This window comes from Embleya sp. NPDC050154 (assembly GCF_044460165.1).
Taxonomy (GTDB): Bacteria; Actinomycetota; Actinomycetes; order Streptomycetales; family Streptomycetaceae; genus Embleya.
This window is the reverse complement of record NZ_JBITJP010000006.1, coordinates 149702-164283: the sequence shown is the minus strand read 5'-3', so window position 1 is coordinate 164283 and position 14582 is coordinate 149702. Positions and strand designations below refer to the sequence as shown.

Here is a 14582-nt window from a genome sequence, read left to right as displayed (position 1 = left end):
ATCAGGGCTGGCACGGACAGGACGGCCATAACGGCTTGGTGGTAGCCGAGTTCGTACACGTAGAGTCCTTCGGTTAGTCGCAGCGCGAGCACGGGCCCTCAGGCGGCGGCACTGGCCAGCCCGGCAGGACCTCGGCCTCGGGCGGGACGAGCAGTTCAATGTTCGCGTCGGGGACGATCACCACCGAGAAACCGGGAAACGGACCGTCAGTAAAAATGAGCCACTTTCCGTACTTTCGGCTGGAACCGGCCCTGAAATCCAAATACACGTGGCGGGGTTCGCTGCCGCTGGTGCACAGCACGCCGTGCAGATGGCGATCATCAGGATCCCCGGGCTGGAAAGCGGCGTCGCGATAGGTAGGTCGCCACACAATCGAGTTACCACCCGGCCAACTGCCGCTCTGGCCGGCCGGTCCAGGCCAGCCCCAACGCCAGTACGGGTAGCGGACCATCGCGAGGTCGGTTGAGGTGGTCCGGTTCTTCGCGCGGCAGGCCGCGAAGAACGAGCGATGATAGGTCAGATCCTCGGTCGCGAGGGTAATCCGGCGACGCCGTCCGCGCGCCTTATCCAACACGGTGCAGTGGAGCAGCCCCCACCCATCCGGGGTGGGCGTCAGGCCGCACGTCCCGGTGAGCCGCCAGTAGTCGACGCGCGCCTCTTCAGCGAAGGCCGGGGTCACCTCGGACGCCTCTACGAGGACTGTGCCGCACAACTCACTGGCGACGTAATGAAACTGCTTTTCGTTGAGGGGTACCTGTGGTGTGGCATACCGCAGCGGGGGCTTCTTCCTTGGCATGTGAGGAAGCGTGGCCCGCCACCGGACGCATGCGCCAGTTGAGCCACCCCAGCACCTTGGAACAAGAATTCCGAGGCTGTGACCTGGGCAAACGCCTCTCAGTGCCCCCGCAATACACACGCGAGCCCGGCCAGCCGGTACCGAAAGTTATCGACCCGTAACCATGGTGGGCGGACGGTTCGGAGCGCGCCGTGAGTGTCTCGGTGGTTCACGAACACCCCATCGTGGGACGGGCCGCGCCATGTCGGTACCCGGCCTTAGCCTGGCGAGCGTCGAGTTGAATCCACTCGGAGTCGGGGAGCAACTGTGGTCCTCAGGGAGCTGACGGAGCCGGGCGCGGTGCTGCGAGCCATCGACGAGTTCGACGAGATCGGGCGAGACACGTTCTTGGCGCGGTATAGGTACGGCCGGTCGACTCGCTACTTCGTCGACCACGAAGGATCTCTCTACGACGTCAAGGCGCTGGTCGGAGCTGCGTACGGATATCAGTTCCCGGAGCGGGGGCCCTTGACGAACGACCGGTTCAGTGGCGGGCACGCGGCGGCGAACGCCGTCATGGAGCGTCTGGGGTTCGTGGTGATCGATCGGTATACCGAGAACTCCGCAGCCGGGGCGGAGTTCCTGTCGCGCGTGAAGGCGGTGTCTCCGCAGAGGTTCGCGGACCGAACCGCGCTGCACCGCCCCTTGATGCTGCTGTGGGCACTGAAACAAGTTCGCCTGGAGGCAGATCCCCGACAGCCGTGGTCCGTCGTGCGCGGCGCTCTCACGGTCGTCGGCAAGAAGTTCGGCAACGCTCGGGACGCGAACGCCCAGGCTCTGTATCCGGTCTGGGCCCTGCGCAATGACGGTCTGTGGGAGGTGGACGGTACCGAGCACCTGACGGCGTCGCAGCGTCCGAACCTGGGCGAACTGAACCGGTCCAACCCGACGATGGGATTCCCCGCCGCCGACCACAAGTTGCTCACGAAGGAATCCCGCGTCCTCGACGCCGCAATCGAACTCGTACTGTCGAAGTTCCCCGATCCCGTACCGCCCGGACTCGTCGAGTGGGCACGTTCGGATTGGGCGCTCCCCGACGCGGACCCTGCCTCACACGGACCGGGCGTCACAGAAGACGCCGAAGGCAAAAGCCCGGACCTGCGTTACGAACCCGGCGGCCCCAACCAGGACGGGCCGATCCCCGAAACCGACCTCGTCGGATACACCGCCCCCGACACCCGCACAGACCTAACGCTCGAACGTGCCCGCGCCGCAACCCGCCCCATCCGCGTGCATCGCCCTGACGGAGTGGGAGGCTGGGATTTCGAGACCCTGGCAGTCGTCGTCGGACGTTGCGCACAACTGTCCACCGACACAGCGGCCTCCCGCCAGAACGGGGATTCCTGGCTGCTGCGACCGGTCCCCTCCGCCGACCCCGAATCCTGGCCGCCCGAGGCCCACGAACTCCTTGCCACGTCGTCCCTCGAAGACGCCGTCAACGAACAGCTGCGCACTTCCGAGAGCAACACCACAAATGCCTACGCGCTGCTCAACCAAAGAGCCACACAGGGCGCACACGACCGCATCGGGAGCGCCGTCGTACAGGCAATCGTCAGGCGGGCCCGCAACCACAGCGCGCGCCAGGCCGTGATCGAACGCAGCGCCGGAGCCTGCGAAAACCCACGCTGCCTCGGCCACCCGACCGAACTCACCACCGCAGGCCAACCCATCCTTGAGGTCGACCACGTCCACGACCTCGCCCGCGGCGGCCAGGACATCCCCGAAGTCATGATCGCGCTCTGCCCCAACTGCCACGCTCTGAAAACCCGAGGCGTCAACCGCGACGAACTCGCGGAGGAACTACTCCACGTCGCGCGCAGGCGCCACACGGATCACCTGTCGGCCGCGTACGGCTCGAACATCTAGGTACGCATGGGCAGATTTACAGCGAGACCGAGCCTAGGGCTGCACTATGCCGTGACCTGCTCCCACGCTCAGAATCGACGTTCAGGCTACCCACCATTCCGCAGCCCTTCGGTGCCGAGCGGTCAGAACGACCCTAGGCTCGCGGCCCTCAGCGCAGAGCAAAGGGCGCTTGAGGCTCACCGGGAGCACATGACAGAGCCTTAGGGTCTGCGCCCTGCGGCCTGCGCTATAGAGGCTCGCACCGCCCTAAAGCCTGGGTACGGCAGCCCAGAAGCACGCTGCTCAGTCGAATAGATAGGGCTGAAATGCTCGAAACCTAGATCTTCCGTCAAACCGCGAGAAATCATCAATCTACCTTCACTGAAGCGATAATTTGCATCCAGTTCACCACGAACACTCTCACAAAGAAGATTCGCAGCAGCCGTCAAATGGAACACCAAATTATGGATTAGGTCGCAATTGAAGTTATACTCATCACCATACTTCCTGTAAAGCTGCGGATCCCATGGAATGTCCTTATGCTTCTCGTGCAAGCAGAAGCGATCGGATATGATTCGATGTGGCCTAAATTCTTTGTCGATGACTCCGATCAAATCTTGCCAAATTTCACAGAAGATCTTCGACGCCCGCTGGATTTCTGGGAAGTTCATGCTAGGCCACTCCCTGACCGCAAACCATCGCGCACTTGAAGAGAAGCGATCGAACCTTTCCCGATCCATGACCGGAGATGGGGTAAGTAACCAAGATGTCCAGACTTCCCAGCAAGCCAGTTCGACACGGCGCTCCCACTCGGATACGAATATCTCGGCTCGCTGGGCAGCCTCCGCCTCCGCCTGCGGAGATACGCCCTGGCTGACGAATTTCTTCTCATGCTCGTATTTCATTGTTAAAAGCACTTCAACCGAAAAATCCCGCCCACCAGCAGCATCGACTACCTTATGATGTTCTCCGCACAGAAGAATTATGTTCGCATATGCATCCCGTGCAGATTGCGCCATTCCAGGGTTTGCACGCGGCCCCGTATCAGATTCGGCAACGATGTGAGCTTCCTCGCCAAGCGCTACTCCCTCGCGCACGCCGGGAACCTTGCTGTAATCGCTAAGGTCACCGGTCAGACTTCTCAAGCACCCAGGAAAGGCGCATTGATTACCCGAACGTGCCCACAACCGCTTGCGATCAGTCAGTGAAATCGCCATGTGCCCCCCAGCAGGTAGTGGCCCCGCCGCTGACTGGACCGGACCGGATCTAACTCTACGAGCGCTTCCCCGTCATGACTCGGTTTTTGCTACCCACGTTGGGCTGGCCCATCGGCGTCAACCGTTCGATAGGTTCCTAGCGCTCCGGCCGAGAAGACCAACCTGGCAATGGACGCCGGTGTCTGAATCGCGCTACAGGCGGCGCTGCGGCTACGGACCAGTGCTGGCACAAGTACGTAGCTGAGGTTGCGTTGTAACCCATATGCAGTGGCCCCGTTGACGTGCTGTGCGCTGAGGCGGGCGAACGATTGGCGACAGCGACGCCGGAGTCGAAGCAGAGCCCCACGTGTGTGGAGGTACCTCGCCACCAAGGAACCTAGGTACCTTTGCGGGACGGAGGTCTCCTCACACGTTGGGGTGACCCATCGACCACCGGAACGCCGGGTTGGCTGAAGTGGTGCCCCCATGCAGGTAGGGGTGAACCGACGTCCGCTCGAACGATAGGAGTGCAGGTGAGCGGCGCGAGTCCGCGTGGCACGTACCTCACCATTGCCGACGCGCTTCGGCGCGAGCTTGCGGCGTCCTCCGCCGATGAGGTGCTGTTGTCCGAGTCCGAGATTCAGGCGCGGTTCGGTGTGGCTAGGTCCACCGTGCGGCGTGCCCTCGCCGTCTTGGCGGAGGACGGGTTGGTCGAGTCTCGCAAGGGCATCGGATGGCGGTCTTCGTCACCGTCGTCTACAGGCTCGAAGCCGCTGCATGAACGCATCGTCGAGGACATCTACGACGCCGTTCGGCGAGGAGAACTGGCCACTGGGGACCCGATTCGGAGTGAGGCGGAACTCGCCGCCCTGTTCGAGGTCTCCCGCGGCAAGGTACGCCAGGCCCTGGCCTACCTGGAGGGCGCGGGGATCGTGGTAGCAGTACCAGGCAAAGCTCGGCAGCTTTCAGCCGTCCCCGAGGGCGTGCGCCCACCGGATAGTGGCGACGGGGCAGCTCCTCGTAGCCTCGAATCATGGAGTTGACGGATTGGGCGTACGAGCTTGCCGAGAACCTGCTCGCGGAGTCCTTGCCTCGGCGCTGGGAACATTCGAAGGGCGTCGCCGGATGCGCCAGAAATCTGGAACCCATCCTTGGTGGCGACGCCGAGTTGCTGTACGCGGCTGCGGTTCTGCACGACATCGGCTACGCCCCCGACCTTGTCGAGACAGGGTTTCACCCGCTGGACGGTGCGCGCTTCCTTCGTGATCGTGCCCATGGCGATGCTCGCGTCACCAACCTCGTTGCCCATCACTCCTGCGCTCTGTTGGAAGCGGAGGAGCGTGGTCTGCGGGCCGAGTTGGCTGGTGAGTTCCCGACCGAGCGAGACGACTTGATCGACGCCCTCATTTACTGTGACATGACCACGACTCCCGACGGCACCCCGACGGATCCTCGCGAGCGGGTCGCCGAGATCGTGGGCCGATACGGGCCTGACAGCCTCATTGGGCGTTTCATTCGCCGAGCAGAGCCGGAGATCTACGCCGCCGCGACGCGAGTCGATAGACGCCTGATGGAGTATCGGCCAGCACACTAACCGATGTACGGCTTCGAGTCGCGAGTGAGACCGTGCGTGATGCGAAGTCGAATCGACTCGTGGATGTCGAGCGCAGCAAGCTTTTGCGGGTCCACCCAGCGAACATCCTTGGACTCGCTGCTGGTTCGCAACTCCCCGCCGATCGGACGGGCTCGGAAGCACAGGGAAAACTGCTGACGTACCTCACCATCGTCGTATGCCATGACGTGCTGCGGGTCGGTGTACGTCCCCACCAGGTCCGTCACCTCCACATCGATTCCGGTCTCCTCGCGAACTTCGCGAATGACCGTATCTGCGATCGACTCGCCGATATCGTGGCCACCACCGGGAATCGCCCACAGGTCGTTATCTGTGCGGTGGATCATCAAGAGTCTTCCGTGATCGTCCAATACGACTGCTGTTACGGACGGCACGACCGAGTTGGCCGTTGGGGCATCCGGATCGTGGAAGTAGTCGATGCGAGACATTAGGCATCCCCGAGGTCGGTGGGGCTGGACAGCGGGCGGGCATCGGACCACACCCGCTCGAAGCTCTCGGCGTAGGTGGCGAACATCGTGCCCTGCGGTAACCGGCGAATGTGAAGCACTGGGGCCAGGTACGCACCGACCCCGTGCACGTGTGTGTTGACCAGAAGTTCGTCATCGGCGCGGTAGATCGAGTTGTAGAGAACCGTGTTGTGCACGCGGAACTCGACTCCGGGCAGCCCGAACAGCTTCGTGTAGTTGACGAGTGCGTTGCGGATCTTGCTCGCCATGGCGTCGCCGATGCCCTCGTCCGCTCCACGCTGCGCCACCGATTCCCCGTTCGGATCACCCAGCAGCAGACGCACGTTGGCTCCGCGCTGCGCCTTCTCTCGCACGATGCGCAGGAACAACGGATCTTCCGAAAGCCAGAACCCGGCGTAGACCAAGACGTCAAGGTTCTCGACAGCCCGTTCGTAGAGGTCGGTCCAGACCCTGTTGGGGACGACGGAGCGGTGAGGGTAGAGGGACACCAACTCGGCCTGCCCCATTGCCGTGGTCGCCTCAGCGCCTTGTTCGTCGGCCCACAGGTACGAGACGTCACAGCCGAGCACTGACGCCAGGGCGTACTTGTTGCGCCGGTGCGGAGCGCGGCCGGCCACCCACTTTTCGATCGTCTTCGGATCGACTCCCACCCTCGTTGCGATCGTGGAGAGGTCGAAGTCGCTGCGGAGAATCGCCGCCCGTAGGCGTTCGTTCGACACGTCCAACCCCCTTGGCGTTTCGGAACGTTGTCGACAGTAGACGCAGACGTCCCGACGTGGCCATAGAGCGGGGTGATCACGTCCCGGAGGACTGCGACAACGTTGAGTCATCGACGAAGACGTCGAAAGAAACCGTCCGACGGACTTGACGCGCGGTTGTCGGCACGTCAGTCTGAGATACATGTTCAACATGTATCGCATGTCGAACTAGCTCTTCCCAAGATGGCTTGGGCGGCTGCTATTTGCGCTGCTCAAACGCTGTTTGGGCTCGTACAACCGCACGAATGCAGAGGGCGGGGACGCTGCAATCCCGCTAAAGGCCAGGCAGAACAGGGTTTCGGCCCGTACTGGCGAGGTGGCCCGGCGACCGCGAGCAACGGCCGGAGAGTGGGGACGAGGTCCCCCGTGCAGTGCAAGTCCCCTGATCAACGGCCTGAAGGAGTGGCAGTGAATCAACGAAGGCGATGGGCGCGGCCGTGGTCGACCGGCACGGCGGCGCCGTCTTATCTCGGGGCCTACAGGCGCCTCACGGCGCTGCGGGCAACCGGTCATCTCTCAATGCACTGCGGCGGCTAGCGCTGCGGCATTGAACGAGTGTTTTTGGTCCTCGGCGCGCGGTACGACACGCGCGCCGGGGGCCATGGCCACTCGTCTTTCGAGATGAGGCACACCGGTGTGTGCCGGAGCGACCACCTGTCCTTGGTGGGGTGGTGGCCGCTCCGTGGGTCGTTTCTCCAGAGAGGGAGTACGACCGTGAAAACCATTGTGAACGACCGCGTTGTTTTCACGACCGCCGAGTTCGCCGAGTCGGCGCTCGGCGTCGACTGGGCCCTGTTCGACGGCGAGCCCGGTGAGACGACCGAGGAGCGTGCGGCGCGGTTGGACGCGGCGCGGGACATCCTCGCGGACTTGTGGGCGAGGGATCGCGAACTGGCCCGGCACGCCGAGGACATGTTCGAGCAGTTGTGGTTGGTGGATCCGGGTACGGCGGTGTGCGCCGAGTTGCTGCTCGCCACCGCGGCGGCGCCGGTGGTGTCGGTCGAGGGTTGCGGGGCGGTGAGGGCGGCATGAGGCGCCCGGGCACGATGCCCGCGTCGTTGGCGGCGTTGCAGGCGCTGTTGTCGATGGGTCCGGAGCTGCCGGAGATCGACCGGTGGGAGGTGCGCGAGCCGCACACGTCGGTGGACGGCGAGGAGATCACGGTCTCCGGGATGCTTGCGGTGCACCACGTGGACGTGGACGAGCGGGCGATCGTGGCGGATGTGGCCCGGTTGATGGGCGGCACCGTGGCGGAGCGGCCCTCCAAGTCGACGGCCCCGGATTGTGTCTTCGTCCACGCGTACTTCGTGTTCGCCGGTGCGCGCTTCACCGTGTGGACCGTCGTCTACGAGTCGGCGGGCCTGGACGCGGTCGGGAGCCGGTCGTGACGGCCCGGGGGATCGTGGCGGCGCCCGTCAACCGGGCGGTGCCCGTTGCTCCCGTTGTGGCATCGGCGGCTGTGGCGCTGGTGAACGAGATGACCAGGCGCTACGGCGACGAGTGCGAGTGGACGTCGGCGATGTGGGACGAGTACGCGGATCGCGCCGAGGTGTTGCGGGTCGCTTCGGCGGGGCGTGCGCGGTGAGCGGGCAGGGGTGGCGGTCGCGCGCGGCGTGCGCGGGGATGTCGCCGGAGTTGTTCGTGGGTCCGGACGGACCCGAGTCCTCGTCCGACCGGTATGCCCGGAACAAGGTCGCTCGTCAGGTGTGCGGGCGGTGCCCGGTGGTCGAGGAGTGCGGGGCCGCCGCGGTGGTCGAGCGCGACCGGTGGGCGGTGCGGGGCGGGACGACCGGATCGGGTCGGCGGGCGGCGCGGGCCCGGGGCAGGGCCGCGTGAGTGCGCGGGCGCCGATCGCGGGCGCCGCCCTGTGGACGGCCGTGATGGGCCGGAACGACGGGGCGTGCACGTGCGCGGCCGTGTGTGGCAATCGGCACCGGGACTCGGGTGGGGTGTGCGGGCGGCGGGACGCCGTCACGGTCGCCCCTCGCGACCTCGGCGTACCGCTCGCAACGGCGGTGACGCTGTCGGTGGGCGAGTTGACGGTGTGGTGCGAGCGGTGCCGCGCGGCGGTCGAGGCCGCCATCCGCAAGGCGAGGCGTGAGGCGAACGCGGCCGATTATGCGGCCGATTCGCTGTTCTGACGAGCCGGGGCCCGGCCTGCTTGGTGGCGTCGCCGGGCCCCCTACCTCTGACGAGGAGATTCCAGCATGTCGGATTCGAGGACGACTCTCAATGGGACGGTCCGGGCGGTGACGTTCGGCGACCCGAAGACGACCCCCGCGCCGCAGTCGCGTCGTGAGGAACGGCGCGCGGATCGGCTGGCGGACGCGGCGATGCAGCGCGAGGACGAGCGCCTGGAGCGCGAGCAGCTGCGCGAGGACGCGCGGCTCGCGGCGGAGGAGCGGCGCCGGGACGCGGAGGCGGCCCAGGCCCGCAAGCTCGCGGAGAAGGCGGCGGCGGAGAAGGCCGCAGCGAAGGCCAAGCGGGACAAGGCCGACGCGCGGGCCGCGAGGAAGGTCGAACGGGTCAAGGCCCGCCGGGCGTTCGTCGCGGCGGTCTCCCACCACGTACCGCTGCCCGCCGTTCCGGTGGTGGTGGTCAGCCTGATCGCGGCCTGCACGGGGCAGGCCGGGGCGGGCTACGCGCTCGGGATGGGCGTGATGGCGTTGGCCATTCCGGTGTTGTTCGAGGGCGCGGTGCTCACGTTCGCCGGACTGACCGCGCACGCGATCGACAGGAAACAGCCGCACAAGTTCTTCTACGGCGCGACGGTCGGCATGGGATTGCTGGCGGCGACCGTCAACGGTGCCGGTCACCTGATCGAGGACTCGTCTGCGGCGGGTGTGTATCGGGCCGGGATCTACTGGGTCGCCTCGTCGATGGCGCTCGTGGTGTGGGCGGTCGTGATGCGCGGCAAGAAGGCCGAGCGCTCGGGTGCCCAGGCGGCGGAGGTGGCGCGGTGGCGGCGGCTCCGGCGGTCGCACCCGGTCGTCGCGCGGCGTGCCCGGCGGATCGCCGACCTGACCGGTGTCGACTACCCGATCGCGTTCGAGCAGGCGTGGGAACGCACCCACGCGGTCGACATCGCGCAGCCGCTGATCTCGGAGATCCGCGACACCAAGCGGTCGACGTACCGGCGAGCGGTCGCTCTCGCGTGGGACGGCCGCAAGGGGCGGGACAAGGCGCTCGGTGAGACGAACGTTCCGGCCGTGGACACACCCATGGTGGAGACCACCGAAACCGTTCCCACGGAAGGCGTGCGAGACGTTCCGAAGTTGTGGATGCCCGGCCGCCGCAGTGTTCGACGCGTCCATGTGGCGACCGTTCCCGGAACGGCTCCGCAGGCGCCGAAGACCCAGTTCCCGGCTGAGAACGAAGCGAATTCCGACAAGACCGGGGACGTGGCCGACGAGGCCGTTCTGAACCTGCCGGACAAGGTCCTCAAGCGGGCGGCGAAGGAGTGGATGTCGCGGCTCGCGACGGTCGAGAAGACCCCGCGTCTGCGCTCGCCGAAGGGGCACCTCGGTGTCTCGCCGTACGCCTTCGCTCAGGCGATGCGGATGCGCCGTCAGGACGGTCCGGCGCTCGTGCGGGCTCTGATCGACGCACAGCTCATCCCGGCCGAATGACGACCGGTCTCCACGGGCTCGACGGCGGGTCCCGCCGTGACGACGGGACCCGCCCTTTCCCTCTCGGACGAGGTGAGACGCCATGAGTACGACCATCGACACCGGGCTCGACACTTCCAGGATCGACCTCCCGCCGCGGGAATCACCCGCTCCCGCCGCCGCCCCGGTGGCTGAGGAGACGCGCTCGTCCGGCCCGGCGACGCCGACTCCCCATAGCCCCGGTGGTGTTCCGGCCGTGCCCGCGCTGGTCGTGGCCTCGAACACCACGGTGGGCTTGGTCTCGTCGGCGGCCGTGGTCGGCGGCCCGTACGCGATCGGACTCGCGGTGGTGGCTGGGGTGACGGCCACCGGCGCGGCGGCCTCGTGTGCGATGAACGTGCGGCGCGAACGTCGGGCGGCCGAGGGCAGGACCGCGCCCGCGCGGCGTGAGCGGCGGGCGATCAAGCGGGCCGCCGCCGCAGCCACCCGTCACGGCCGGGTCGGGGCGTTGTCCCGGCTCGGCATGGGCGGGACCCCCAGCACGCGACGCGCGGGCGGCAAGTCCGGCGGCACCGGCGGCAAGTCCGGTGGGGCCGGCAAAGCGGGCGGCAAACGCGGATCGGGTGCCGGCCTCGGCGGTGGGGCCGGTCGCGGCCCCGGCGCGGGCAAGTCGGTCGCGGGCAAGGCCAAGTCCGGTACCGGCCCAAAGCCGGGTCCGGGCTCGAAGCCGGGCGCGGGCTCCAAGTCGCCGGGCGGCAAGGGGCCGGGCGCGGGTCACACGGGCGGTCGCGGGGCGGTGTCGGGCAAGGCCGCCGGTGCCCGCGCGGGCGTCGCCAGGGCTGCGAAGGCCGCCGCCGCGAAGGCCGGGGCCGCGAAGGGCGCGGTCGGTGCGGTGAAGTCTGCCCGGGCCGCAGGCTCGGGTGGAAGCCGGGCGGAGCGTCGGCGACAGGTGACCGCGGCGCGTCGCGCACATCGTGACGCCCGCCGTGACTCCAAGGCAAAGTCCCGCCAGGCCGCAGCGAATTCGCCGACGAAGAGGAATCGGCTCACCGGTGCGATCGGGAGTCGCGCGGCCCGAGCCCGGTCCGCGTGGCGAGCTCGGCGCGACGGCCGGAGGGAGAACCGGATCGCGGCGGCTCGTGGGAGGGCGCGCGAGGCGATGGCCCGGCGGGCCCTGCGGCGGTCCGCATGGCGCTACCGGCTGCGGTGTGCGGCGACCGCGCTGGCGGTGCTGCCGGTGGGGTTGCTGGGTGTGGTCTCCACCGAGATCGGTCGCCGGATGGGCTGGACCTGGCTGATGTACCCCGGTCGCCGGATGTGGGCGGGGCTGACGCGCCGGGCTCTGCACGCCCGACTCGACCGGGACGTCGCGATCGTCGCCGCCCACGAGGCGGCGAACGAGGACGACGACGAGGCGGCGAAGGTCGCGCCGACGGTGGAGCGCCCGCCGCGCGGGGCGAGCACGGACGACGACAGCAGCAACAACAACAAAGGAGACATCCAAGTGAGTGGCAACACGGGCGGGTTCGACCTGGCGTTGATGTGTGAGGAGATCGAGTCGGCGGCGGGTCAGTACGACCCGGACGGCGCGATGCAGGTGCTCGCGTTCCTGGAGTCGCTGCCCACGGCGCTCCACTCGTTCGCGAACGTTTTCAAGATCCTCGCCGAGAAGAGCGACAGCGAACTGCCACTGGACCCGATGGTCGCGGACGTACTGGGCGCGATCCACGGGCTCCTGGCCGGCGCGGCCGACGGCGCGGAGGACGTCCCGCAGGTGTTCCGGACCGTGCACGCGGGCGACATCCGCCGTCATGAGGAGCCGCGTCCGGGCGAGGACAAGTGGGACACCGGCAACAACAACTGACCCCTGGAACGGCCTTTCGATCCTCCAAGGAGCGCGTGATGAGCAAGTCGACCAAAGCCTCGCCGGAGAAGTCGGCGGGCCCGGGCCTGGACTGGGCGGCCGGTCACGGCCCGGTCAGCGGTGCCCTGTCCGCGACGACCGGGTGTGCGGCGGTCGCGCTGGCCGGGACCGCGGCGGGCATGCCGTGGGCGGTCCCGGCCGCGATCGGCGCGGCCGGTGCCCTCGGCCACGGCTTGGGCGCGGGCCTGTACCGGCACCTGACCGGCACCACGATGCGCGTGCGCGCGATGGCGTGGATCCTTGCCGGTGGCTGGACGTCGTGGGCGGTCGCGACCGACCCGCTGACCTGGACGGCGGCGGGGACGCTGGGCGCGCTCGGTGTCGGGGTCGGCGCCATGGCCTCGCACGCCGCAGTCGTCGAGGAAGCGGCCGAGGAGGAGGCAATCGCGACCGAGCGACGCGCTCTGGAACGCGAACTCGGGCGCGAGAGGACGGAGATCGCACGGGAGTGGCGCGAGCGGATCCGGCGCGTGTGCCAGATTGACGTTCAGGTCCTCGGTGTGGAGCCGTGGGCGAGCGGGGCCGGGTACGACCTGGACCTGAAGATGCCGCCCGGCCGCGTCACCTGGAAGTCGATCCGCAACGACACCGAGGCCCTGGCCGCCGACGCGGAACTCCCGATCGGCTGCACCGTGAACGTGACCCAGGGCGTCCGGCAGGGCCGCGCGATCCTCGAAGTCGCGACCAGGGCGGTCCTGAGCGAGATCAAGGACTACCCGCTGCACGAACTGGAACCGCTGTCGATCCTGGCGGGCATCCCGTGGGGCCTATTCGCGAACGGCTCGAAGGTCCTCGTGCACCTGCGCGAGGCGTGCGCGATCATCCTGGGCGTTCCCGGCTCCGGCAAGAGTACGTTCCTGAACAACGTCATCGCCGGGTTCTGCCGCTGCCCGGACGTGGTGACCTGGGTGATCGACCTCAAGGGCGGAGCCGTCGCCGCGCCTTGGCTGCGTCCGTGGATGGAGGCCCAAGGGCTCCTGAACCCGCTGCCCGACCGCGAGCGGCCCCCGGCCGGGACCAAGCCCGCCGTCGATTGGGTGGCCACCACCCCCGGCGAGGCCCTGGACATGCTCACGGCTGCACTGGACTACAACTCCTGGCGGCAGCGCCACCACCAGGAGCTGATGGCCCGGCACAACACCACGTTGCTGCCGGTGTCCGCGCAGGTCCCGATGATCGAGATCGTCATCGACGAAGGCGCCGAACTCCTCGCGCTCGCCAACACCACCGGCGGTAGCAAGGAGGCGAACCAGATGCGGCGCGAGATCGGCCGCAAGATTCTCAAGGTCATGCAGATGTCGCGCGCGATGGGCATCCGGCTCGTCCTCACGGCCGTCGACGGCAACGTGTCCAACCTCGGGTCCACCGACCTGCGCAAGAACAGCCCGGTGCGAGCCGTGCTCACCGCGCAGGAGGCCGACAACGCCAACGTCGTCAAGCTCTTCCCCCGAGCCAAGATCGACGTGGCCCAGTACACCTCGCGCGGCAACGGCGTCGTCGCCGCGAACACCGGACCCGAGACCGGATTTCCCGCCGCCCCCTTCACGACCTGGCGATGCGAGCCGGACCTTTGCGCACACATCGCGCTGGCGACCGACCACCTGCGGGCGAGCCTCGAACCGGCCGGTGTCCGCCACCTCGGCTCGGTTTACACCGAGCGCTGGTCTCCCGAACGCACTGCGTGGATCCGCGAGATCTGCGAGGGCGGCGGCGTCCTCGTCGACCGCGAGACCCGCACCGACACCGACGGGTCCACCGACACGGGCACCGGCACGGTCGGGCCCCAGCCGGGCGGCCTGAACCTCTCCGCCCACCGCAACCGCAACACCGGCGGCGGCACGGGAGGCCCGGACGCCGACGTCGATGCCCAGGTCGCCGAACTCTCCGCCGCCATCGACGCACGGTTCGGCACCACCGACGAGCCGGAACCCCTCCACGGACTCAACCTGTCCGCCCACCGCGACCGCGGCGAGCGATCCGGCCCGGAGCCGACCGAGCCGGCCCCGGCCGGACCGGACTGGCTGCCCACCGCGCTCGCCGCGATCCACGCCGCAGGCACGAACGGCATGGGCGTCACCGCACTCGCCGAACTCGTCGTCCGCGACCGCAAGACGATCCGTGAAGTCCTGAAGAAGCTCGCCGACACCGGCGCCCTGGTCTACCGCGAGGACGGCCCGCGCAGCGTGTTCGTCCACCCGGACCACGCCTGACCGCTCGTCACGCACTGCTACCGGGGGGGGTGGGGGGGGGGGCCCCCCCCCCCCCCGGGCGGCCCCCCCCCCCCCCGAGTCGGCGGGCGTGGGTTCGGGGTTGCGC

Annotated in this window: 15 protein-coding genes; 11 read left to right on the top strand and 4 right to left on the bottom strand. The window is 67.9% G+C overall.

Going from position 1 to position 14582, the window contains the following annotated elements; all coding sequences use genetic code 11:
- Positions 1-73: 73 nt before the first annotated feature.
- Positions 74-796, bottom strand: coding sequence for a hypothetical protein (locus tag ACIBSV_RS15425; protein WP_395863061.1), 723 nt, complete (start codon positions 794-796; stop codon positions 74-76).
- 306 nt (positions 797-1102) lie between these two features.
- Between ACIBSV_RS15425 and ACIBSV_RS15420 the strand changes: the two genes are divergently transcribed.
- Positions 1103-2701 carry an HNH endonuclease gene (locus ACIBSV_RS15420; RefSeq protein WP_395863059.1) on the top strand — a complete coding sequence of 533 codons (1599 nt, stop codon included), beginning with the start codon at positions 1103-1105 and terminating at the stop codon, positions 2699-2701.
- Between the two features lie 200 nt (positions 2702-2901).
- On the opposite strand, the gene ACIBSV_RS15415 is transcribed toward ACIBSV_RS15420, so the two are convergent.
- The gene (locus tag ACIBSV_RS15415) at positions 2902-3897 is read right to left on the bottom strand and encodes a hypothetical protein (protein ID WP_395863057.1); all 996 of its coding nucleotides are present in this window, start codon (positions 3895-3897) and stop codon (positions 2902-2904) included.
- A gap of 512 nt (positions 3898-4409) precedes the next feature.
- Between ACIBSV_RS15415 and ACIBSV_RS15410 the strand changes: the two genes are divergently transcribed.
- Positions 4410-4919 (top strand): GntR family transcriptional regulator, encoded by a 510-nt coding sequence (locus ACIBSV_RS15410; protein WP_395863056.1) that lies wholly within the window; start codon positions 4410-4412, stop codon positions 4917-4919.
- Positions 4910-5470 (top strand): HD domain-containing protein, encoded by a 561-nt coding sequence (locus tag ACIBSV_RS15405; RefSeq protein WP_395863054.1) that lies wholly within the window; start codon positions 4910-4912, stop codon positions 5468-5470. Before ACIBSV_RS15410 ends, ACIBSV_RS15405 begins: the two co-directional genes overlap by 10 nt.
- Here ACIBSV_RS15405 and ACIBSV_RS15400 read toward each other — a convergent pair.
- Both ACIBSV_RS15400 and ACIBSV_RS15395 read right to left on the bottom strand, forming a co-directional pair.
- Positions 5467-5937, bottom strand: coding sequence for an NUDIX hydrolase (locus ACIBSV_RS15400; protein WP_395863052.1), 471 nt, complete (start codon positions 5935-5937; stop codon positions 5467-5469). The two genes, ACIBSV_RS15405 and ACIBSV_RS15400, sit on opposite strands and share 4 nt — an antisense overlap.
- The gene (locus ACIBSV_RS15395; protein WP_395863051.1) at positions 5937-6695 is read right to left on the bottom strand and encodes an XRE family transcriptional regulator; all 759 of its coding nucleotides are present in this window, start codon (positions 6693-6695) and stop codon (positions 5937-5939) included. The genes ACIBSV_RS15400 and ACIBSV_RS15395 overlap by 1 nt, the downstream gene beginning before the upstream one ends.
- 753 nt (positions 6696-7448) lie before the next feature.
- On the opposite strand from ACIBSV_RS15395, the gene ACIBSV_RS15390 reads away from it, so the two are divergent.
- From ACIBSV_RS15390 to ACIBSV_RS15355, 8 genes are all read left to right on the top strand, one after another.
- Positions 7449-7766: a hypothetical protein gene (locus ACIBSV_RS15390; RefSeq protein WP_395863049.1), complete on the top strand. Its 318-nt coding sequence runs from the start codon at positions 7449-7451 to the stop codon at positions 7764-7766.
- Entirely contained in the window at positions 7763-8122 is a 360-nt protein-coding gene (locus ACIBSV_RS15385) for a hypothetical protein (RefSeq protein ID WP_395863047.1), read from the top strand. Before ACIBSV_RS15390 ends, ACIBSV_RS15385 begins: the two co-directional genes overlap by 4 nt.
- A gap of 71 nt (positions 8123-8193) precedes the next feature.
- Complete coding sequence (locus tag ACIBSV_RS15380) at positions 8194-8319, top strand: hypothetical protein (protein ID WP_395863045.1); 126 nt, start codon at positions 8194-8196, stop codon at positions 8317-8319.
- Complete coding sequence (locus ACIBSV_RS15375) at positions 8316-8570, top strand: WhiB family transcriptional regulator (protein ID WP_395863043.1); 255 nt, start codon at positions 8316-8318, stop codon at positions 8568-8570. Before ACIBSV_RS15380 ends, ACIBSV_RS15375 begins: the two co-directional genes overlap by 4 nt.
- Positions 8567-8875 (top strand): hypothetical protein, encoded by a 309-nt coding sequence (locus ACIBSV_RS15370; protein ID WP_395863041.1) that lies wholly within the window; start codon positions 8567-8569, stop codon positions 8873-8875. Before ACIBSV_RS15375 ends, ACIBSV_RS15370 begins: the two co-directional genes overlap by 4 nt.
- Before the next feature lie 66 nt (positions 8876-8941).
- Entirely contained in the window at positions 8942-10363 is a 1422-nt protein-coding gene (locus ACIBSV_RS15365; RefSeq protein WP_395863039.1) for a hypothetical protein, read from the top strand.
- An 82-nt stretch (positions 10364-10445) separates the two neighbouring features.
- Positions 10446-12206 (top strand): hypothetical protein, encoded by a 1761-nt coding sequence (locus tag ACIBSV_RS15360; RefSeq protein WP_395863037.1) that lies wholly within the window; start codon positions 10446-10448, stop codon positions 12204-12206.
- 38 nt (positions 12207-12244) lie between these two features.
- Positions 12245-14476: a hypothetical protein gene (locus ACIBSV_RS15355; RefSeq protein WP_395863035.1), complete on the top strand. Its 2232-nt coding sequence runs from the start codon at positions 12245-12247 to the stop codon at positions 14474-14476.
- Positions 14477-14582 lie beyond the last annotated feature (106 nt).